General features: G+C 41.4%; 22 protein-coding genes. All 22 read left to right on the forward strand.

What is annotated here, in order from left to right:
* Positions 1–24: 24 nt before the first annotated feature.
* Positions 25–795, forward strand: a complete 771-nt coding sequence (locus tag ACTB0Y_RS02280; protein WP_463205170.1) for a metal ABC transporter ATP-binding protein — start codon at positions 25–27, stop codon at positions 793–795.
* Complete coding sequence (locus ACTB0Y_RS02285; protein ID WP_463205171.1) at positions 795–1,655, forward strand: metal ABC transporter permease; 861 nt, start codon at positions 795–797, stop codon at positions 1,653–1,655. Before ACTB0Y_RS02280 ends, ACTB0Y_RS02285 begins: the two co-directional genes overlap by 1 nt.
* Before the next feature lie 26 nt (positions 1,656–1,681).
* A complete protein-coding gene (gene lpdA / locus ACTB0Y_RS02290) occupies positions 1,682–3,073 on the forward strand; it encodes a dihydrolipoyl dehydrogenase (protein ID WP_463205172.1) in 1,392 nt (463 codons plus the stop codon).
* A 230-nt stretch (positions 3,074–3,303) separates the two neighbouring features.
* The gene (locus tag ACTB0Y_RS02295) at positions 3,304–3,726 is read left to right on the forward strand and encodes a 3D domain-containing protein (RefSeq protein WP_463205173.1); all 423 of its coding nucleotides are present in this window, start codon (positions 3,304–3,306) and stop codon (positions 3,724–3,726) included.
* A gap of 73 nt (positions 3,727–3,799) precedes the next feature.
* Positions 3,800–4,672 carry a mechanosensitive ion channel family protein gene (locus ACTB0Y_RS02300; protein WP_463205174.1) on the forward strand — a complete coding sequence of 291 codons (873 nt, stop codon included), beginning with the start codon at positions 3,800–3,802 and terminating at the stop codon, positions 4,670–4,672.
* A gap of 70 nt (positions 4,673–4,742) precedes the next feature.
* Positions 4,743–5,423, forward strand: a complete 681-nt coding sequence (locus ACTB0Y_RS02305) for a response regulator transcription factor (protein ID WP_463205175.1) — start codon at positions 4,743–4,745, stop codon at positions 5,421–5,423.
* Positions 5,423–6,700 carry a sensor histidine kinase gene (locus ACTB0Y_RS02310; RefSeq protein WP_463205176.1) on the forward strand — a complete coding sequence of 426 codons (1,278 nt, stop codon included), beginning with the start codon at positions 5,423–5,425 and terminating at the stop codon, positions 6,698–6,700. The genes ACTB0Y_RS02305 and ACTB0Y_RS02310 overlap by 1 nt, the downstream gene beginning before the upstream one ends.
* 95 nt (positions 6,701–6,795) lie before the next feature.
* Positions 6,796–9,234 carry a TonB-dependent receptor gene (locus ACTB0Y_RS02315; RefSeq protein ID WP_463205177.1) on the forward strand — a complete coding sequence of 813 codons (2,439 nt, stop codon included), beginning with the start codon at positions 6,796–6,798 and terminating at the stop codon, positions 9,232–9,234.
* Positions 9,235–9,307: 73 nt separating this feature from the next.
* The gene (locus tag ACTB0Y_RS02320) at positions 9,308–10,264 is read left to right on the forward strand and encodes a TolB family protein (protein WP_463205178.1); all 957 of its coding nucleotides are present in this window, start codon (positions 9,308–9,310) and stop codon (positions 10,262–10,264) included.
* An 88-nt stretch (positions 10,265–10,352) separates the two neighbouring features.
* Complete coding sequence (locus tag ACTB0Y_RS02325; protein ID WP_463205179.1) at positions 10,353–11,087, forward strand: hypothetical protein; 735 nt, start codon at positions 10,353–10,355, stop codon at positions 11,085–11,087.
* Positions 11,088–11,098: 11 nt separating this feature from the next.
* Positions 11,099–11,602, forward strand: a complete 504-nt coding sequence (locus ACTB0Y_RS02330) for a hypothetical protein (RefSeq protein ID WP_463205180.1) — start codon at positions 11,099–11,101, stop codon at positions 11,600–11,602.
* A gap of 463 nt (positions 11,603–12,065) precedes the next feature.
* Complete coding sequence (locus ACTB0Y_RS02335) at positions 12,066–12,428, forward strand: response regulator (protein ID WP_463205181.1); 363 nt, start codon at positions 12,066–12,068, stop codon at positions 12,426–12,428.
* A 479-nt stretch (positions 12,429–12,907) separates the two neighbouring features.
* Positions 12,908–13,156, forward strand: coding sequence for a UPF0175 family protein (locus tag ACTB0Y_RS02340; RefSeq protein WP_463205182.1), 249 nt, complete (start codon positions 12,908–12,910; stop codon positions 13,154–13,156).
* Positions 13,149–13,631, forward strand: coding sequence for a PIN domain-containing protein (locus tag ACTB0Y_RS02345; protein WP_463205183.1), 483 nt, complete (start codon positions 13,149–13,151; stop codon positions 13,629–13,631). Before ACTB0Y_RS02340 ends, ACTB0Y_RS02345 begins: the two co-directional genes overlap by 8 nt.
* A gap of 626 nt (positions 13,632–14,257) precedes the next feature.
* The gene (locus ACTB0Y_RS02350) at positions 14,258–14,569 is read left to right on the forward strand and encodes a hypothetical protein (protein ID WP_463205184.1); all 312 of its coding nucleotides are present in this window, start codon (positions 14,258–14,260) and stop codon (positions 14,567–14,569) included.
* Positions 14,570–14,624: 55 nt separating this feature from the next.
* Positions 14,625–16,070 carry a PQQ-dependent sugar dehydrogenase gene (locus ACTB0Y_RS02355; protein ID WP_463205185.1) on the forward strand — a complete coding sequence of 482 codons (1,446 nt, stop codon included), beginning with the start codon at positions 14,625–14,627 and terminating at the stop codon, positions 16,068–16,070.
* Positions 16,067–18,316 (forward strand): TonB-dependent receptor, encoded by a 2,250-nt coding sequence (locus ACTB0Y_RS02360; RefSeq protein WP_463205186.1) that lies wholly within the window; start codon positions 16,067–16,069, stop codon positions 18,314–18,316. The genes ACTB0Y_RS02355 and ACTB0Y_RS02360 overlap by 4 nt, the downstream gene beginning before the upstream one ends.
* Before the next feature lie 428 nt (positions 18,317–18,744).
* Positions 18,745–19,494 carry a sodium/substrate symporter small subunit gene (locus tag ACTB0Y_RS02365; RefSeq protein WP_463205187.1) on the forward strand — a complete coding sequence of 250 codons (750 nt, stop codon included), beginning with the start codon at positions 18,745–18,747 and terminating at the stop codon, positions 19,492–19,494.
* 21 nt (positions 19,495–19,515) lie between these two features.
* Complete coding sequence (locus ACTB0Y_RS02370) at positions 19,516–21,186, forward strand: VC_2705 family sodium/solute symporter (RefSeq protein ID WP_463205188.1); 1,671 nt, start codon at positions 19,516–19,518, stop codon at positions 21,184–21,186.
* Between the two features lie 7 nt (positions 21,187–21,193).
* Complete coding sequence (locus ACTB0Y_RS02375) at positions 21,194–21,970, forward strand: hypothetical protein (protein ID WP_463205189.1); 777 nt, start codon at positions 21,194–21,196, stop codon at positions 21,968–21,970.
* On the forward strand, positions 21,971–22,714 hold the full coding sequence (locus ACTB0Y_RS02380) for a metallophosphoesterase family protein (RefSeq protein WP_463205190.1): 744 nt from the start codon (positions 21,971–21,973) through the stop codon (positions 22,712–22,714).
* A gap of 108 nt (positions 22,715–22,822) precedes the next feature.
* Positions 22,823–23,095 (forward strand): hypothetical protein (locus ACTB0Y_RS02385; protein ID WP_463205191.1); only part of this gene is annotated, 273 nt, incomplete at its 3' end.

Raw genomic sequence — 23,095 nt, forward strand, 5'->3', positions numbered from 1 at the left:
GTTAATAAGTAATTTGAATAAAAAATGACAAATCCACTTATAGAATTAAAAGATATTCGTGTAGCCTATGATGGTACAGAAGTACTGAACCAAATCAATTTTACTGTGCATCAAAATGATTTTATCGGAATCATTGGGCCCAACGGGGGTGGGAAGACTACAATGATGAAAACAATGCTTGGTCTTATTAAACCCGTTTCAGGTAAGGTTATTCATCATAAAAAAGATTTGGAGATAGGATATTTGCCTCAGTATACCAATGTAGATAAACGTTTTCCGCTTCAGGTTTGCGATGTGGTTTTGAGTGGATTGATGTACCGGAAAAGATTACTTGGGCGGTATAATAAAAAAGACAGGCAGAAGGCTTGCGAAGCCTTAAGCTGGGTTGGAATGGAACATTTGGCAGATAAGCATATTGGGAGTCTTTCAGGTGGCGAAACCCAGAAAGCCCTGTTGGCTAGAGCCATTGTGGCTTCTCCATCGCTTTTAATCCTTGATGAACCCAATACCTACGTCGATTATGCATCTGAAGGAGAAATATATGAGTTATTAAAAAAACTTAATGAACGCATGGCCATTCTTATGGTATCGCATGATTTGGGCATGATTTCGTCATATATCAAAACCATAGCATGTGTAAACCGAATGTTACATTATCATAAAAGCAATGTAATTACACCCGAACAATTAAAAACGTATAATTGTCCTATTCAGCTTGTTACACATGGGCATATACCGCACACTGTACTTGCCGAACACGAAGGATCAGTTGGACATGCAAAACATGATCATTGATGAATATAACAGAACTATTTCAATACGATTTTTTTACCAATACATTACTCGCTGCAGCCTTTGCCAGTATTGCAGTCGGAATTATAGGAACCTATATTGTTTCGAGACGAATGGTGTTTTTAAGCGGAGGTATCACACATGCCTCTTTCGGGGGAATTGGCATTGCCTATTACCTCGGAATTAATCCGATATTGGGAGCAGCTGCATTTGCCGTGCTTTCGGCGTTGGGTATCGATGTTTTCTCACAAAAACGTTTTATGCGGCACGATAGCCTCATAGGCTTGTGGTGGTCAGCCGGTATGGCGTTAGGTATTGTGTTTATTTATATAACACCCGGTTATACACCTAACCTTATGACATATCTTTTTGGTAGTATTTTAACAGTCGGTGCGCTCGATGTATGGTTGCTTGCCGCCTTGGCCTTAATCGTTACGGTTTACTTTATGTTTTTCCACAAGGCTATTATGTTTATAGCATTTGACCCGGAATATGCCCGCACACACAATGTGCCGGTGCATACGCTTAGTTTATTTACATCTGCTTTGGTTGCGCTTACTATTGTTTTTAGCATTAAGGTGGCCGGAATTATACTTGTAATTTCATTACTCACCGTACCACAGGCAATTGTGAATATGTTTACACATAATTACAAAAACATTATGTTGTTTTCAGTTGTTCTCTCTTTCGTAGGAATTTTTACCGGGTTAATCGTTTCATTTAGTGTGGATATACCATCAGGAGCAACGATTATTTTTGCTTTATTGGTACTGTTTTTAATGGCACGTCTGGTTTCATGGTTTATGGAAAGGGCCGGATTGAGAAAGTCAGGACATAAAATAGAAAATAATTTGAATCAATAATAATCAACATAGAAAATAATAACATCATGAGTTACGATTTAATAGTTATCGGAAGTGGACCAGGCGGTTATGTGGCTGCCATCCGCGCATCGCAATTGGGAATGAAAACAGCCGTAGTAGAAAAAGCGGAACTGGGTGGCGTTTGCCTCAACTGGGGCTGTATACCAACAAAATCGCTTTTAAAATCGGCGCAAGTTTTCGAATACACTAAAAATGCTGCTAATTACGGTGTGAAAATAGATGGCGACATCAAACCTGATTTTGAAGCTATGATCGGTCGTAGCCGAGAAGTTGCCAACGGCATGAGCAAAGGAATTGAATTTCTTTTTAAGAAAAACAAAATAGATGTCCTCAATGGCTTTGGCAAAATAGTAGAAAAAGGAAAAGTTGAAGTAACGGGCGATAAAGATAAGAAAGAAGTATACGAGGCTAAACATATTATATTGGCTACCGGAGCCCGTTCAAAAGAGTTGCCTAACTTGAAGCAGGATGGCAAAAAAATTATTGGATATCGCAAAGCCATGACACTGGAAAAACAACCAGAAAGCATGGTGGTTGTTGGTTCTGGAGCTATTGGCGCCGAGTTTGCTTATTTTTATGCCACATTGGGCACAAAAGTAACTTTGATTGAGTTCTTACCCAATGTTTTGCCCAATGAAGATGAAGAGGTATCGAAGCAAATGGCTCGCTCATTTAAAAAGGCCGGCATGAAAGTCATGACCAACTCTTCGGTAGAGAAAGTCGATACTTCAGGAAAAAAATGCAAAGTAACCGTAAAAACCAAGAAAGGCGAAGAGCAGCATGAAGCAGATATTGTGCTCTCGGCTGTTGGTATTGCGCCTAACCTGGAGGGTATTGGTATTGAAGAGATGGGTGTTGAGCTTGAGAATGGCAAAGTGAAAGTCGATGAGTTTTACCGTACAAGCATTGAAGGTGTTTATGCCATTGGCGATATCGTACATGGACCAGCCCTGGCCCACGTGGCATCAGCAGAAGGTATTTGCGCTGTGGAAAAAATCGCAGGCGAAAACCCACAACCTATTGATTACGGTAACTTGCCAGGCAATACTTATACAATGCCGGAGGTTGCATCTGTAGGTATGACTGAAAAACAAGCTAAAGAAGCCGGATATGAGGTAAGAGTTGGTAAATTTCCATTTACCGCATCTGGTAAAGCAAGTGCCGCCGGCCATAAAGATGGTTTTGTGAAGCTTATCTTCGATAAGAAATATGGCGAGTTGCTTGGTGGACATATGGTAGGACAAAATGTAACTGAAATGATTGCAGAGCTCGTAGTGGCCAAGAAATTAGAAACAACAGGGCATGAGATTATTAAATCGGTGCATCCACACCCAACCATGTCAGAGGCGGTTATGGAAGCAGCAGCTGCTGCCTACGACGAGGTTATACACATTTAGTCCATAATTGTAAAAACAAAATCAAAGCCCGGGCAAATAGACTTCCCGGGTTTTTTTAGTCCCGAAAAAAAAGCTTTAATCCGATAAAATAAACCAAACAGTGTTATGCCTGTTATATTACTAGTTTAGAAATATTGCTGAATAAGAGCAACTATATTAGTATTTAATTACATGCGACCAGCTATTATATGTTTTCTTTTTTTATATTTTGCTGCTGATAAATTTTAAATATGGAATCGATTAAGTGTAGTGCATTTTTGTTATTAATTCTGTTGATTGTTTCACAGTGCAATGAAAAACAGGAAGCTGACAAGGAGCAACGCGTAATGGAAGTAACCGCCACAGCTTATAATTCATTGGCCGCACAGACGATCGGCCATCCTGCAGAAGCGGCCTGGGGAGATACATTAAAACCAGGTATGAAAACCATTGCGGTTTCACGTGACTTGCTCGATTCCGGGTTAACCTATCGAACTCGTGTGCAAATAGAAGGGTTGCCCGGTACTTACCTGGTGCTTGATAAAATGAACCGCAGATGGAAACGCAAAATTGACATTTACATGGGTACATCCATAAAAGATGCACTCGAATGGGGGCGCCGTGAGGTTACTATCCGGTGGGTGCCTGATGACAAAAATAAAAAACGTCCCTGAAAGGCATAGCTGTAAGATTTTAGTTTCCCTCAAGAAGGATTTATAAATATAACAAAGATTAAAAATGAATTATATGTTTACTGAAGAAACACTTATAAAAATTAAAGATAAGTTCCTTGATTTTCTTTTTGAAATTGGACCTGATATTCTTATGGCCATTTTTGTGTTTATTTTAGGGCTTATATCTATCCGTTTGATTTCTCGATTATTGGGGAAGTCTTTCAGAAAATATAATATCGAACCTTCTCTTGCAACATTTATTCAGAGCCTTGTGCGGTTTATGCTGTTTGCCATTCTTATTGTGAGCATAGGTACTACGCTGGGGATTAAAACTTCCTCTTTTGTTGCTGTTATTGCTGCTGCAGGATTGGCCATTGGCCTGGCATTGCAAGGGAGTTTGGCCAACTTTGCAGGTGGTGTGCTCATACTCATTTTTAAACCCTTTAAAGTCGACGACCTGATTTATGTAAACGATCAACTCGGCATTGTGAGTAACATTGATATACTTTATACCCGGCTTACAACTTTCGATAACCGTATTATTACCATTCCAAATGGTACCATGGCCAATTCAGATGTCGATAACCGGACAATGCAGGATAAGCGAAGGATAGATATTACCCTGAAGTTCTCTTATGAAACCGATATAAAGCAAATAAGAAAAATTGTAGTCGATACCATGAGGAAACATCCAAGGGTGTTAGATGAACCGGAACCGGATGTATGGCTCGATGGTTTCAGAGAGTACGATATGAAGGTTGTAGCAAGATGCTGGGTTGCCCCTGAAGAATGGTGGCCTGTATATTGGGAACAACTGGAAGCCATAAAAGAAGCGCTTGATGAGGCTGGTATAATAATTCCAATACCTCGAAATGAAGTGTTTTTTGCCAATCAACCCGTATATAAATCAAACAGTATGCATAAAAATTACAGTCCAAAAGGCTGATATAGATATAATTTTCTGTTGTGTTTTTCTACAGTTTTTCTACAAAATCTGGCTATACCTTGCAACAAATATGAAACTATTAATTGTAGAAGATAATAAGCAACTGGCCTTTGATATTGCTGAATATCTTAAAGAGCAAAAATTTTTAGTGGAACAGGCCGGCGCATATACTGCAGCCGAAGATAAAATTGTGATGTATCAGTACGATATGGTTGTGCTCGACCTGGGTTTGCCTGATGGTAGTGGTATGGATTTGCTTAAAATCATCAAAAAGCACCGGCCTGAAATGGGTGTGATAATATTAACAGCTACTCATACCCTTGAATATAAGCTAGAAGGACTTGGCCTTGGTGCTGACGATTATCTCACCAAACCTTTTCATATGGCAGAGCTCAATGCACGTATCCGTACTATTTTGCGTAGAAAAATTAGTGCCGGTATTGATTTTATAAAAACCGGCAAGCTCGAGATTGATTTGAATGCAGCAACAGTTAAATGTAATGGCCAATTGCTCTCTCTGACACGTAAAGAATATGATATGCTCTTGTTTTTTGTGCAAAATAAAAACCGCTTACTTACAAAAGAAAGTATAGCAGAATACTTGTGGGGCGACCATGCCGACCAGGCAGATAATTTTGATTTTGTATATAATCATATTAAAAATTTGCGTAGGAAAATACATGACGCGGGCGGAGATAATTATCTGAAATCCATGTATGGAATGGGATATAAATTTGAAATGGAGGAATAATGGCTAAAAGAAAATATAGCATATTAACAAAAGTGGGCGTTTTTTACCTCTTGTTTACATTGGTTTCCTTTTTGGTAACGGCCTATATACTGCACAAAGAAGCTACATGGCATATGGATAATATCCTTGAAAACCGGCTTGAGCAACGGGAACATTGGGTGGAAAGATTAATAGCCAAAAAACCCGATAGAATAAATGACAAGGATTATGCTACGGTTACACCTGTTACAAGAATACCTGGAAATTTCAAACCGCTCTATAAAGACACAGTAATTACAGACCAGGAAACAAAACGTAAAGAGATCTATCGAAAGCGCATTAATTATGTAACTGTAAATGGTGAAAATTATCGTGTTGAGGTTATAAAATCAGCCGATGAACTACATCGCTTCAAAGATGATATCTACGAAATTATGTTCCCGGTTTTTATTGTCTTGGCATTGAGTATAATACTAATCAATTATTTACTCTCAGGCTATTTGTTCGGTCCGTTTAAATATATTTTAAAACAAATGGCAGCTTATAACATCACCAAAAAACAATCATTTCAACACAAGCAAACAAGTACAAGGGAGTTTTATCGTCTGCAACAGTTGTTTGAGGCTATGCAGGAACGCATCGGACACGATTATGAGCAATTAAAAAGTTACACTGAAAACATGTCACATGAGCTTCAGACACCCCTAAGCATTATGCGCAACAAAGTAGAACAATTGCTGTCTAATGAGGATCTAAACCAACAACAGGCTGAAAAAATAAAAATCATTTACGATGAAATACAGCAGCTTTCCCGCTTGGGGAGTTTGTTGAATTTAATTACCAAAATTGACAACCAGGAGTTTGCCAATGTTAAAGAAGTTCGAACAAAAGAAATCATTGAACAGCATGTACAAATTGTGGCAGATTTTGCCTCGAACCGTAATCTTCAAATACAAACCTCACTTGATCCCGATCAATATTTCAGGATAGACCCCGGTTTGCTCGAAATATTAGTGAGAAACCTACTGAAAAATGCCATTTATTATGCAACCCAGGGGAGCATTATTCACATTAAATCATCGGATAGCAGTGTGCAAATTTTAAATGAAGGTCCTGAGCTAGAGTTTGACCCTGATACCATATTCAATCGATTCAGAAAAGGTAACAATTCAAAATCTCTTGGGCTTGGATTAGCCATTGCAAAGCAAATATGCCAAATTAGTAACCTCGATTTATCATACCGTAGAAAAGGGCAATGGCATGTTTTTAGTATAACAAAAGGTGAAAAAGGAATTTAAGTAGACTACAATTTTTCTACAGATTCTTATCTGAAATTTGTCCAAAATTTAAACAAAAATCCATAATAGAACTTTAAGTATATAAATTATTAAATATGAAACTACGCATCTTTTTATATGTGCTGATAGCATTTGTGTCGATAGAAACTATTACCGGGCAAACAGGTCCGGCACCTTCACGAACTTTTAAAATTTCAGGCAAGGTTATCGACGCTTCCAATAGTGAACCTTTAGAATACGCCACTATAAAATTATTAAATAACGTTGATAGTGCCTTAATAACCGGATCAGTAACAAACTCCGATGGTGAATTTCTAATCGAAACCAAAAAAACCGGCCGCTTTATTTTACAAGTCAACTTTATTGGCTATAGCAAAACAAATAAAGATATAACAGTTTCTGGCACTGTGCGAAATATTGACGTTGGAATTATTAAAATAATGCCGGCTGCTGAGAATATTGCTGAAGTTACCGTAAAAGCGAATAAGCACGCTATCGACTATAAAATCGATAAAAAAGTGCTTCATGTTTCGCAGCAATATACAACAGTTTCAGGTACTGCAGTAGATGTGTTGCAGAATGCACCCGCTGTTCAGGTAGATATTGAAGGAAATGTATCGCTCCGTGGTAACAGTAGCTTTACCGTTTTGATCGATGGTCGGCCAACGGTGCTGGATGCCACCGAAGCTTTAGAACAAATTCCTGCCAGTATGATTCAGGATGTGGAAATTATTACCAATCCTTCGGCCAAATACGATCCGGAGGGTACTGCCGGTATCATCAATATCATCACTAAAAAAAGATCCCTTGAAGGTGTAAACGGCATTGCGCACCTCAATGCAGGGCTTGATGAAAAATACGGCGCTGATTTATTACTGAACCTTCGTTCTCAGCATTTCAACTTTTTTGTTGCAGGAGATTATAACAATCGCCGTTATCCGGGAAGTATGGAAGAAGAAATCCGGTTTTTAAGCAACCCCGATACTACTTTTCACCTAACCTCCGATGGAGATCGTGAACGTGGTCGCGAGCGTTATAGCGGCCGGGCCGGAATTGAATGGTTTCCCAATGAGAGCAATACTTTTAGCTTAAGCGGTCGCTATGGTAGTCGCAAATCAACCTGGTTGTCGGAAACAGATTTTGAAGAGTGGAACTCGGCAGAGCCTGATCGTATACGTTATAAAAGTATTGAAGACGGTGAAAGAGGAGGTAATTTTTATTCACTGAACTTCGACTACATTCATCAGTTTTCAGGTCCAAAACACAAGTTCGATGTGAATTTTATGCTCTATGAGCGCGATGGCAATGATGAAACTGTAAATACCCTGCGCAATGCTGCGGGTGATATTACCAATAGTCAGAAATCAGGTGAATTTGGCCCGGCCTCAGGGTTTCGTTACAGAGCAAATTATAAGCAACCTTTTACCGATGCATTTAAAATAGAAGCCGGCTTGCAAGGCCGTTACCGTGATTCTAAAGAAACCAATGAGGTTTTTTATTACGATACAACCACCTCAACATACCTATTTCAAGCAAATTTTAGTAATAATGTTACCTATGCCAGAAATATACATGCCATGTATGGTCTGGCAAAAGGAGAACTTGATAATTTTGGCTATCAGGTGGGCTTACGTGCAGAATATACGTATCGCGATGTCAAACTTAATGATGGTACCGAAAACTATAACATAGACCGTTGGGACTATTTCCCAACCATTCACTTCTCATATAAACTTAACAAAACCAACCAGTTTATGGCCAGCTATAGTCGCCGCATCGACCGGCCCAGAGGCTGGTACCTGGAGCCCTTTATTACCTGGGAAGATGCTTATAACGTGCGAAGAGGGAATCCTGACCTGAAACCCGAATACATTAATGCTTATGAAATTGGTTATCAAATGGATTTTGGCCAGAATGCCCTCACAGCAGAGCTTTTTTATCGTAAAACACAAAATAATATTGAACGTGTACGCTCCGTATGGGAAGGAGCCAGCAATGTAACACTACAAACATTCGATAATGTAGGTACCGACTTTTCTTTGGGTACAGAAGTGATGCTCAATTTGAAACTTAACAAATGGTGGGAAGCCGATATAACAGGCGATTTCTATGACTATCGTGTCAAAGGAGAATTTAATGGGGTTGAATACGATGAACACAGTTTTACCTACAATGTCCGCTGGAATAATACCTTCAGTATTTTAGACAATACAAGTGTGCAGATTAACCCGGCATATCATGGGCCGGAAATTGAGCCGCAGGAAGAAGAAGAAGGATATTTTGATGTAGATGCGGCTGTGCGGCAATCATTCCTCAATAAAAAATTGCAGCTTACCCTTCAGGTTAGAGATGTGTTCGGAACCAGTAAGTACGAATCCACTACAGAGACACCGAATTTATACAACCATCGTATATACAGGCATAAAACCCCAATTGTTATGCTCAATATAACCTGGCGCATCAATAATTATAAAAGCCGGAACGGCAAACGCGGAGAACAAGGTGGGGGAGATGATATGGGCGGAGAAATGTAAGTTTCTCGTTTTGTTGCAATAAAAATATTTTAAACGCATATCTTTAGGGTTGAATTGCTAAACCTTAAAACATATGCGTTTTTTATTGTTACTTTTTATTGCGATTGCTTTTTTGCAAGGTTGTGACCAACATTCCCATCAACCCATCGATTTGAATACATCACCCGCTGATGCCGGGTTATTTGCACAAGGTTTAATTGCAACACCGCTTTATGAGCGCGATTTGGCCATTTCTCCGGCAGGTGATGAAATAATTTATACTCTCGGGGACTATACTCAAAAACACAGGTTTCTGGTGAGCATACATAAAGGGCCAGATGGCTGGGGTGAACGGAAAATCTTATCTTTCTCAGGTACTTATCAGGATATTGAACCTTTCTTCTCAATGGATGGAAAAAAACTGTTTTTTGCCTCCAACAGACCCATGCCGGGCGATACGGCTGCAGGCGATTACAATATCTGGGTAAGTAAGCGAAAGGCAGCGGAGTGGGGTGACCCCATAGCCCTCGATTCCCTTATTAATACTCCGGGCGATGAGTTCTATCCGGCAGTTGCCAAAAATGGTAATTTATATTTTACAGCCACCCGAACCAATGGTGTGGGCACTGAAGATATTTTTATCAGCCAAAATGTAGATGGCCAATATCAGAAACCAGTGCCCCTCGATACAGCCATCAATTCCAAAACCTACGAGTACAATGCATGGATAAGCCCTGATGAAGACATTATAATTTTTGGAAGCTATGGCCGTGCAGATGGGTTGGGAGGTGGCGACTTGTACATTAGTAAAAAGCGTGCTGACGACACATGGGAGAAAGCCCGGAATATGGGCAGAGGCATCAATACCGAAGCACTGGATTTTTGTCCGTTTGTCGATTTGGAACGGGGTAGCTTGTATTTTACCAGTACGCGCACAAAAAAATACCCGGAAAAGGTAGCAGCAGTCGACACTTTGGTTCAACGGGCAAATGGCGTTTTAAATGGCTTAGGTAATATTTATCAAATTGAACTAAGCAAAGCGGGTTTATAAACGTTTTATTTATTCAATCATCAATTTTTTTTTTGCTTACATTGTTATAATTGCGTAAATTTAGTCTGCAATCAAAAAAAAAAGAATTATGCGTATAATTTTTATAGGTTTGGGGTTTATTTTTTTGTTGGTAAGTTGTCAGTCTAATGATTCTGATATTCCTGAAAATCAGGGTATGGCAGATACTGTCGATATCGAAACCTATCGCACTGATGCTCTGCAATTGTATTACCAGGAGATTATTAATAATCCGGATCATCCCAACTACAATGAACCTGAATTCGATAGTGAAGAGATTAATGAAATTTTTAATCTGATTATGGCCGTTTATGAACTTGATATTCCTGAACGCGATACTGTTTTCGCTGTGCATGGAATTCATGCTGGCTGTTGCAATATGGTGAACGGATTGGGCTTAGAAGTACAAACTGATGCACCGGAAATTCAAAACATGGTAAATGGGGTTATGCCCACGGGTAATGCACAACTCGACACCATCCTGAATGCTTATGCATTTGATTCGGTGAGATTAGCCTATAGCTATCCGGATTTTCCCTGGCTGACTTTATATACACCAGAAACCTGGAATATGATACCCATTGCACATGAACTTGAGCAAATTGATGCTGTACTTTTGACTGATCTGTATTTTGGATGTATCGGTGATGGAAATAATATTACCTTAGAGCGCAATAGTGACTTTGCCACGCTCACATTCAGCATTGGCTGGGGCGATTGTCCAGCCGGTTGTATCCATCATCGCTATTGGGAATTCAGAATAATTGATGGACAGGCAGCCTTTATTCAGGCATATGCAAATTAAAACTTTGATCAATGCAAGATTATAAAAAAGTTCCACTGACTAAATCAGACATCAAAACGCTGAAATACCAGTACAGACCGGGTATACTTTTTCCTTTGATGCTTTTAACGGTTGGTGTCGTGGTAGTTCTGGGGGTCAGCAGTTTTAAACCGGAACTGTTCCGGCTTGCAGGTATTGATTTTACCTGGTTTTTGATTGCAATAGTGATCGGATTAGCTTCTTTGATGCACTTTTCCATGACCAGAAATTTCCGTGCCGACATTAAAAATAATGTGAAAAATGTGTTTTTAAAGCCGGTCCAGAAATTAGAGGAAAAGACCGATTTCGAAGCTGGTAGCGGTACTCATTATGTTGGACAGGAAATGAATGCGCATAAGGTTTTTTACGTGATAGTTGATAATATCCGCCACAGTATTGATCAGGATCTATTTAGCGTTTTGGAAGTGGAAGGGCAAATTGCCTTTCATTATGCTCCGATAAGCAATTATTTAATAAAAATTGATCGGCCAGAATAGCATTATACAGTGCCAGTAAGAAAACCACCTTTTTTTGAGTCTTATAAGAAAGCGTCAAAAACAAGAATAACGCAGAAATAAGCCAAGCGATTCACGAATGCCATAAATAAAATCTTCATGAGTAGTTTGGCGTTTTCTTGCAAAGGACATATTTTTTAATTGCAATTACTGGTCAAATGAACCATGCAAGGGTAGAAAAATTTTTACTGTATTCTATTGCAAAGAAAAACCTTAAAAAAGCACCTGGTTGGGTTTTTAGAAGTTGTAAAATATTGTTTAAGAGCATGCAGTATTTTGTTATTGTTTTTGCTTATTTTAAGGTATAATGTTTGTATATTTATTTGCACAATAAAAATTTGAATATATAACCGCTAATCAAAAATCATCATTTTTTTCACTAACTAAATGGCATTTTTGAAAAAAAATTTGTGCAAAGCAAATTAGCAAAGACAAATACAAGCCTGTGAATAATAAAAAACAAATACTTTACGTAGACGATGAACAGATGAATCTCATGCTGTTCGAAAATATGTTTCAAAAAAATTATGGTGTTACCACCGCAGAGTCAGGCAGGCATGCTTTGGAGCTCCTGGAATCAATGGATACACCCGATGTGGTGATTAGTGATATGCGCATGCCCGGTATGACAGGTCTGGAGTTTATTAAAAAAGCACGCGATAGATATCCTATGATTGCTTTTTATATTTTAACCGGCTACGAAATAACCGATGAAATACAGGAAGCATTGAACCAGGGTATCATCAAGCAATATTTTCAAAAGCCTTTCAAAATGAAAGAGATTGATAATGTAATCGCAAACGCCTGATTTTTAAGATTGACAGTCACCGGGTGAATACTTCACAACTGGCCGGAACAAATTGCTTTCTAACATTGGTAATGAACAACTCACCCGATGACTTGCGGATGCTATCTCGTTACAATTTGTTTTTTAGAACCCCGGTTTTAAAATTGAAAACGATAAATAGCCCGGTCATTCATGGCCGGGCAAAAGTTTCGTAACGGCTGCGGGCTTTAGCCCCCTTTTTCTACACACATGAATTTTCCATTTCGGAGCAAGCTGACCCCTTTCATCAGACTGCCCGCTAATCCGCCCACAAGTGATTTTTGTTGCTAAAATTCTGCCTTTTATAACAAGCTTTGCTATATGAAATTGGGAAGATGAACCCAATAAAAAGTGGCTACAGGGATTATTTATAGGTTAGTAATCATAAAAAAAGAACAATCGTAACAATCAAATCTTGAGTGATTTCGTTATCTTTGTATAAAGGAATAAAAATGAAAGGAATGATAAACATAGAATATCCTGAATTTTTAGCTAATACATTACGACTTAGCGAAAAGGATTTTGAACACGAAATGAAAACAAGTTCATTAGTTAAACTTTTTGAATTAGGCAAAGTTTCATCAGGCGTTGCTGCACGAGTTTTAGGAATAACGAGAGTTGATTTTTTGGAGATGCTAGCAAAATACAACGTTTCAGTTTTTGGGGCTTACGATATAAATGATTTAAACGAAGATATCGCAAATGCCTAAAGTTGTTTCAAATACAACACCAATAATATCCCTGTTAAAACTAAATCGACTTGATTTATTGAAGCGACTTTATACGCAGATTTATATTCCGGTAGCTGTTTATAACGAGATTGAAGCCGGGAAAGCTAAAGAATTTTACAAAGATTTATCGAAAATTGAGTGGATAAAGATTATTGAGATTCAAAACAAACAGGCTGTTAAATACTTTTTAGACCTTGATTCAGGAGAAGCAGAGGCGATTGTTCTAGCAACAGAATTATACGCTGATTTGATTATTCTTGATGAGAAACTTGGTCGATTCCATGCGAAACATGCTGATTTAAAGGTTACAGGGACAATCGGGATTTTACTTAAAGCAAAAACAGACAGATTAATTTACGAACTGAAACCTTTGTTGAATGAACTGACAAAAAAGGATGTTTGGATTAGTGAGAGACTCAAAAAAGAAATCCTTATAAAAACCGGAGAAATATAATCTCGATTGCCAACCGCGTAAAAAAAGCATGCCTTTTGGCTTTTAGTTAAGTCAGTGGAAGTTACTGCTTTGGTAGGATAAAGAGCGTAGAGAAGTTACGAGATTGGCACGCTCATTAAACGAAAAAAGTTAAGCTTATGGTGGCTTTGGACTTTTTAAAAGTGAAAGTCACCGGGTGAATACTTCATAACTGTTCGGAACAGATTGCTTTGTAACATTGGTAATTAACAACTCACTCACCAGGTAAATTGCGGATGCTATCTCGTTACAATTTGTTTTTTAGAACCCCGGTTTTAAAATTGGAAACGATAACCAGCCCGATCATTTATGTCCGGGCTTTTTAAGATTGAAAGTCACCGGGTGAATACTACACGACTGGCCGGAACAAATTGCTTTGTAACATTGGTAATGAACAACTCACCCGGTGACTTGCGGCTATTATATTTTGTTTTTCAGAACCCCGGTTTTAAAATTGGAAACGATAACCAGCCAGGTCATTTATGTCCGGGCTTTTTAAGATTGAAAGTCACCGGGTGAATACTTCACGACTGGCCGGAACAGATTGCTTTGTAACATTGGTAATGAACAACTCACCTGGTAACTTGCGGATGCTAAAAAATGTGGCAATGAATATCCAAACGGAAAAGTTAGAAATGATGAACTCCTGCCCAAAATCTGATATTTCAAAAGGACTTCACATGTTGATTGTGACAAAACAGACATCCGTTTTTTATCTATATGATGACAAGGAAATCAAAGTGGTTACGATATTTGATAATCGAATGAATCCCAATAGGTTGAATAAAGAAATTGAAAACCACGTTTTTCAACCACGGCAAATAAAGCATACGGAGCCGCGTTTCTGCGGCCGGCAGAGGTTCTTTTTTAACTCCCCCCTACCGCAAGTCTCCTCACGTGTGGCTTTTATGGAATTCTAACAAAAGTTTTGTACCTTGCAGTAGAACGCGGTTATTGCCGGTAAATCTGTACATTATGTCAAAATCAAAACTAAAAATCATCTTCACCATTGTGGCTGTTGTGGTGCTGGGAACCATGTTGGTTTCCTGGATAAACTTCAGTCATACCACCCTTAACCATATGTTTGGGGTAGAAAAAACTGTGAATCCCGATGTGCAGGAAAAATTCCTTAATTACTGCGCTGGTTGTCATGGCGAGAATCTGCAACGTTTCGATAAACGGGAATGGATGACCAGTGGCAACGACCAGGTTGCTTTTGAAAGCATTAAATTTGGTAAAGAAGAGGCGGGTATGCCTGCTTTCAAAGAGACCTTTTCAGATGATGAGATTATGGCGCTGGCACAATATATTCGCCAGGAAGTACCCAAAGACCATAAAAAATTAAAACCTGCTTTTCTGGCTGATCAGGTGATAAAAACCAAAAAACAAAACTTTACCATCGATACTGTCGTCGCCGGACTCGATGTGCCCTGGGGAATGGAGTTTCTGCCTGGTGGCGATATGCTCATCTCTGAGCGCTCGGGTACACTGTACCGCCTGCATGAAGGTGAGCTTACAGAAATGCAGGGATTACCCGATATTCTTCCAAACGGACAGGGCGGTTTGCTCGACCTTCGTCTGCATCCCGATTACGAAGAAAATGGTTGGTTTTATTTTGCCTATTCAGAGCCCTCGGACGACGATCCAAAAGCCGGCAATACGGCCATTATGCGGACACGCATTGAAGGCAACAAGCTCATCGATCAGGAGCAAATATTCGATGGTAAACCCGATTCACGCAAGTCTTATCACTGGGGCTGCAAACTGCAATTCGATAAGGAAGGCTACTTGTGGTTTGGAATTGGAGATCGTGGGCGTCGGGAAGTAAATCCTCAAACCCTTGAAAACCACAACGGTAAAATTCACCGTATACACGCCGATGGCCGCATACCCAAAGACAATCCGTTTGTAGACAATCCGGATGCTATGCCGTCAATTTATTCTTACGGGCATCGCAATCCGCAGGGTACAACCATGCATCCCGAGACCGGCGATATCTGGATTACAGAGCACGGTCCGCGCGGTGGCGACGAATTGAACCTGATCCGGCCCGGTGTGAATTACGGCTGGCCAGTGATCTCTTACGGCATCAATTACGATGGTACCAAATTTACCGATATCACCCACAAAGAAGGTATGGCGCAGCCGGTTATGCAGTGGACACCTTCCATTGCACCGTGCGGTATGACCTTCGTCACCAGCGACCGCTATCTGGGCTGGAAAAACAATATCCTCGTGGGTTCGTTACGCTTTAAGTACCTCGAGCGGGTGGAACTCAATGGCAAGGAGGTCGTAGACCAAGAGAAACTCCTCGAAGGTATTGGCCGGGTGCGCAACGTAGAGGTAGGCCCTGACGGCTTTATCTACGTGGCAGCTGAACAACCCGGATTTATTGTGAAATTGTTGCCGGTGAATGAATGATTAAACGTTTTTTTTCTATTTTCTTCCTAATTGTGCTGTTCGGCTTTACGAGCTACGGGCAGTACATGCTCGAAGTGCGCGACAGTCAAAGCGATGAGCTGCTGCAAGGTGTTACCCTGAGCGGTGTGGCGCGTTATGACTTACTGCCCGCCGGTATGGTGCGTGTTCCCGAAGGGCAAATCGATCAGGCGGACAGCCTCATAATTTTCAGGCACGGCTATGCCACCCGTATTTTGCATAAGCCCTTTCCCAAATCCCCTGCAGTGGTGTATATGAGCCGGCTGAGTCAAAGTCTGGATGAAGTAATTGTGGCCGTGGATCAATCGGCGCGAGCGTGGCGCAAAGCCCCTTCATCCATTGCCTACCGGGAAAGCGACGATTTGCTGGCCCACCATGAGCCTGTACTCAGCAGCCAGCTTAATGCCCTGCCCGGTGTATACATGCAGTCAGGAACCAACAACACCAACCGGCTCACCATTCGTGGTGTGGGCTCACGCACACCTTATTCTTCTAACCGTATTCGTGCCTATCTGGGTGAGTTCCCCCTGACCGACGGCAATGGCGTTACCGTGCTCGAAGATTTACCACCCGGCATCATGGAGTCAGTTGAAGTACTTAAAGGACCCGCTGCCACGCTTTACGGATCTGGTTTGGGCGGCGTGGTGAAAATTAATCCGCGCAGTTTCGCCGACCATGAACCCGGCGCACGACTTATTACACAAGCGGGAAGCTTTGGCCGCAGGATGCTGGGTGTGGGCGGTATGGTCAAAAATGAGCTTTTTGCTGCGCAGGGCTACGCCTCGGTATTTCACAGCAACGGTTTTCGCGAAAATAACCGGTACGAGCGGCAATCATTCTATTTCGATGCCCAACAAAAAGTGGCACAAACAACCTTCTCACTCATGATGCTCTACACCGGATTGTATGGCGAAATTCCCAGCTCGCTGAGCGAGGCCGATTACCAAAACCAGCCCCACACGGCAGCTGACAACTGGAAAGCCGTGCAAGGCTATGAACAGTACGACCGTGTAGGCGTGAACCTGCAGGCACGCACCCTACTGGGCGACCGGTTTCGTAATCGAATCACCGTAAATTTGTGGCACAACGACCCTTACGAGGTGCGACCTTTCAATATACTCGATGAGGAAAGTCACGCCGCCGGCATTACCAACAGGCTGAAATATTATGCAGGCAATTGGCAAATGACCCTGAGCGGGCACGTAACACGCGAAAATTACCAATGGGCCACCTACGAGGTAGTGGAACAGGAGCAGGGCGCCCTGATCAATGAGATGACCGACCGAAAGTTGCACGCCAACGCGGGATTGCTCGTGCAATGGCAACCCTTCGATAAACTAATCGCCCGGGCCGGACTGAGCCTGAACCATACCCAATACCGCCTCAAAGATTTGCAAGCTCCCGGCGCCACATTTGAACGCTACCGTTTCGAACCCGTATGGTCACCTTCGGCCGGCATCAATTATGAACCCTGGAAAGAGCTGAATTTGTTTGCCGCTGTTTCGTACGGCTTTTCGCCACCTTCGCTGGAAGAGACCCTCATGCCCGATGGTGTGGTCAATACCGGTCTGCAACCCGAAAAAGGACTTATGGCCGAAGTTGGCGCGCGTTGGCGATACCGCAAGCTATTGCGCCTCAGTGCCACGGTGTATGCCATGGAAATAACCGATATGCTCGTCACCCGGCGCCTCGCCGAGGACCAGTTCATGGGCATTAATGCCGGCAAAGTACGCCATGGTGGGGTAGAGGTGCAAGCCGTGGTGCGGCCGCTCAGCTTTTTAAATAATCCGGCCGCGGACCTGACCCTCACCAGCACGCTGGCCCATTCGGTGAACCGTTTTGTAGCATTTACCGACCAGGGCAACAACTATGCAGGCAACCACCTGCCCGGCATTCCGGAATACAACTGGTACAATATGTTGCATATGGAGTTGTTCGGTCGTTACACACTACACCTGGACCACCGCACTGCAGGCCGCCAATACATGACCGACGACAATACGCTCACCTACAACGGGCACCAACTTACCAACCTGAGCCTGAGCGTCCGCATCGGAAAATCACACCAACCGCACGTGGTCCTCACCACCGGTGTGCGCAACCTCTTCGACAGCCACTACGCCGCCATGCTCCTGATCAATGCTCCCTCGTTTGGCGGCAGCGCACCTCGCTACTACTATCCCGGCGCACCGAGAAACGGGTATGTGTCGCTTAGGTTTAATTTGTAGTATCGCAAAAAAAGACCACGGATGACGCGGATTAAAAAGACCTTCCCTGATCCGTGAGTATTTACTAAATCAGCGTTATCCGTGTTTCACAAAAAATCTTTCCTTGCTTTTATAATAGTTAAAATATAGCTCTGTATATCCTTAAGTAGCTAATAATGGAATAATTAATAAAGCTATTGCATGAAAATCTGACACTTGATTTTTCATATGCCCATAAACTAATAAACTTGAATTATAAAATATTGACCTTAAGTTTTTTTATGGTATTGAAATACAGAAGTAAGAAATTTCATACCCCTGTATGTTTGTTGTAGCAAAAAAGATATAAAAATCTAAATATCACAATAGTTAGAATGATTGTCTGATAGTATGCAAATGTGAATGATATGCCATATATTTATTTGCGAAAAATAACTAAATGCTGCATTATGAATGAAGACAATCAATTTCACATTAGTTTTTTCCGGCCTACAACCGAACGAGCCAGAAAAAATAGGAACAAAGTCGTTTGGCTGGTAGCAATTTGGGCCATCGGGGTTTTTGGCTTTCAGTTCTTATTGAGGGCACTTGAGGAGCCTACGCCGGAACCTGTGCAAACAGAGTTTAACCAGGTTTGGGATAATGTAAAAACCGGTAATGCCAGTGAACAGGAAGTGCGAACTTTTGCACGTTGCGCCCTGCAGGTAACCGGTAAAGTTTTTATTAAACCGGAGCACCGCGCTGCCCTGGATAATGGTATTACCTGGGCTACCATGCAACTGGCCGATTCGGCACAAAAAATTGCCATCTCGCAGGCACTTGTTGCTTTCGAGAAGTCGGCTGAAGATGTAGAGGTCTTGAGTGATAAAAACTACCAAAGTGCCAAAAATAAATTAGCAGCCCTGGCAAGGGTGCCATTGGGATTAAAACCCAATGAGCTTTTAACAACTTTTCTGCCACTCGAGTTGCGGTCTAAAATGGCTGGTGAATTTACTGCAGAGAACAAAAAAGTAGTAGAAATAGCCATACCGTTGTATACTACGCACAATCAATCTGTACTTACCGATACAAAATTCCTCGGGTTTCCATTTCATTACTTCTACACTGCGGTATTTCTGCTGATCTTGTTCATTGTCATTTGCTGGTTTTACAGCTTTACAACAGACAAAATCAACAAGAAACTTCAAATTTCAGAATAATTACCTCTCAAACAGAATATTATGAAGAAAATCATTATACCATTAATACTATTGGCATTGCCTGAATTTACGCAAGCTGCAGTAGGTGCCACGCAACTTGAAGGTGGTTTTAAAATAGGGCCATCGGTTATTCTTATTGCTATACTTTGTGCGTTTGTGCTTGTCGGTATATTTTTTCGCGCCAAAGATACGAATGATTTTTACGCTGCCGGACGAAGCATTTCAAGAGTGGGCTCCGGTATGGCTATTGCATCAAACTGGATGAGTGCCGCTTCGTTTCTTGGAATGGCAGCGCTTATGTATGGTTCCGGGTATCACGGATTAGCCTATGTAGTGGGCTGGACAGGCGGTTATGTGCTCCTCCTGGTGCTCATGGCAGGGCAAATTCGTAAATATGGAAAATATACAGCCGCCGATTTTATTGGCGATCGCTATTATTCGCAAACCATGCGTGCTGTAGGCGCTATTATTGCTATTCTCATCTCCATTTCATATTGTGTAGGGCAATTTGTTGGAATCGGACTCATGTTTAAATGGATAATGGGGCTCGATTATCAATATGCCGTGATTATTGGCGGGTCTGTGGTGTTAGCCTACACACTAATTTCCGGTATGTTGGGTGTAACCAAAAATATGCAAATACAGTATGTAATCATCATTATTTCATTCCTGATTCCACTGTTTATTTTAACGTTTAAATTCGATTATTTCTGGGTGTTGCCACAACTTGGTTATGGTGCTGTTGTAACTGATATTGTGCAAGGTGTGCCTGTAAACGAAATTCAGGGAATGATGAATTCCATGGGGCACGATTATGCCATTGTGCCATCGCCGGAGTATGCTATGCCATGGGACCCGGCTACTGGTAAAACCTTCTTCCAGTGGATGGCCATTGCTTTTTCTTTGATGATTGGTACCGCCGGATTACCACACGTACTTCAACGTTTTTACGTAGTGCCCAAAGCCAGCGATGCCCGTTGGTCGGTTGTGTGGGGATTGTTTTTTATTTGTGTGCTCTATTGGAGTGCGCCTGTTTATTCAGCATTGGGGAAAATCCTTTCAGCCAACCCGGAAGTTGGCAAACTGGCTAAAGATGCCATTGTGGTTTACACAGCCCAGTTGGGCGAGGTTAATCCGCTTATCGTCGGATTACTGGCTGCCGGAGGCGTTTCTGCTGCGTTTTCAACGGTTTCCGGATTGTTGGTTGCAGGGGCATCGGCATTCAGCCACGATTTATATGTCAAAGTAATCAACCCGAAAGCATCGCCACGCTTGCAGCTTACCATGGCACGAGCAGGTACTGTCCTGATGGCCATTATTGTTGTTCTGATTGCTATTCTCGAACTGGGATTAATTGGTGAACTTGTAGCTGTGGCATTCTCCCTTGCCGGATGTACTATTTTTCCGCTTTTCCTGCTGGGAATTTGGTGGAGCGGATCGAACCGCCAGGGCGCCATTGCCGGCTTAATCGTTGGTGGTTTGGTTTCTGTAATTGCAATCACCTATTTCATTGCAGGTAAACAGGGTGTTACGCTGCCATTTGATGCGTTTATCAGTTATTATTTGCAAGCCTGGTATTTTGCGTGGATTGGCGCACCATTGTCAATTATAACCAACATAATCGTTTCTAAAATCACCAGTAAAACACCACTGGAAATTCGCAAATTCTTAGTTGAAAAAGTACATAGCTAACGTTCTTATGATAAAATTCACTAAAAGAGCACTCATTTTAACGATGGGTGCTCTTGTTCTAATCGGTTTCGGTATTGCATCATTGTACTATGATTCGCAAAATAAAAAAATAGACCCAAGGGTCATTGAAGCCCGCAAATTGTACAAAAAATACGACCAGTATGCCGAAAAAAATGATTTTACGGCTGTTTTTCAATTGCTTGATTCTGTTGAAGATGTTTACAAAAAATATCCGCATTACCGCAATTCTTACGAAATAGCTGTTTTGGAAAATAATCGGGCTGCAGTTTGGTTGTCAATGGCCATTCATAGCGCCAACCAACCGCTTAGCCTGGATGGCGTAAGCATATTGTCAAAAGATTCCCTGCTGCAAAAAGCTAAAATTCATGTAAATAAAGCAATTTCGGGCTACGAACAATGGCTGGAATCATATGGCGAAATGGACCGCCAGGCCATTAAAAAGCATTTCAAAAGCAACTTTTTAATGGGTTTAAAAGAGAATGATGCCGAAAAACGCCGCGATTATTTGAACAACCGGGTCGATGAGATTCTGAAAGCGCAATTAGAAAATAAGCGCCGCTTATCCGTGGCTCTCACAAATTACGGTATCATTTTTCGCCACAAAGAAAAATATATGGAAGCTATATCGTTATACGAAAAAGCGCTGGAACTATGGGATCAGAACCTGGCGGCAAAAAACAACCGGAATATTTTATTGGGCAGGCCCATAGAAAAACGTAACTTCATTCAGAAAATGTTTCCGCCCGAGAAAGACGAAGAATAAATGCGACTGGCTATTATTGCTGACATACACGAAGATATAATCAACCTGCAAAGAGCACTGGAGAAAATTCAGCGCCTCAAATGCGACGAAATAATTTGCCTGGGCGATATTTCGGGTTTTAGCGTTTCGCATCACAATTATTTTGATTCGCGCAATGCCGCTGCATGTCTTAAGTTGGTACGCGAGAACTGCTCCATAATTATTGCGGGCAATCATGACTTACACGCCGCAAAACGCACCCCGGAAATTAGCAGTTTTGATTATCCGCCCAATTGGTATGAGCTTGATTTCCGGGAGCGTTTTCTGAAATCTATGGATGAGGTTTGGCTTTACGAATATGAAGAGTTAAGTGCTTTGTATACACGCCAGGAAATAGACTTTGTGTCTAAATTGCCTGAGTATAAAGTACAAGTGTATGAGGATAAGCCTCTTTTGTTCACTCACTATATTTTTCCGAATCTGACAGGTTCAGGGCAAAAGTTTTATTTTGAAGTAGGAGAATATGGAGAACATAAGCAGTTTATGGTTGACAAAGGTGTGCAGTACAGTTTCTCCGGACATCGGCATTATCCCGGACTGATGGCCGTATCTAATTCCAAAATAACAGCCAGGAACTTTGGCCGCAAATACAAGCTTAAACCAAGCGATTCTATTCTTGTGCCTGCCATAACAAGGACACATGGCAGTAGTGGTTTTTGCATTTATGATGTGGATATTAATACCGTGCAGGCTGTAAGGATTTAAACCCGAAATCACCAGGAACGTCAGGGAGTGAGTTATGCTCCAAATCGTAATGAAATCGAATATTGTTGAGAAGGTAGGGAAAAGTAATATGGTTCTCATGGCTATCTTTTGGAATTATCAAAAAAGCCCAAAGGGCTTGCAGCAATAACCCGCGGGCAAAGCCCCGGGTATCCAGCCATGCGGAGATATCGCCGCGATGGGAAAAACTTCAACGACGTTCAGTTCCCATCGGCGAAACCACACAGCAATCGAATACTTTTGATCGATTTGACAGATTCTTTGCAACCGGACATTACAAGTCATCAGCCACGTCAGGGTGTGAGTTCAGCTATAAATCGTAATAAATTCGAATATTATATTCAATCCGCAAAATCCCTCACG

Source organism: Salinivirga sp. (assembly GCF_055145285.1).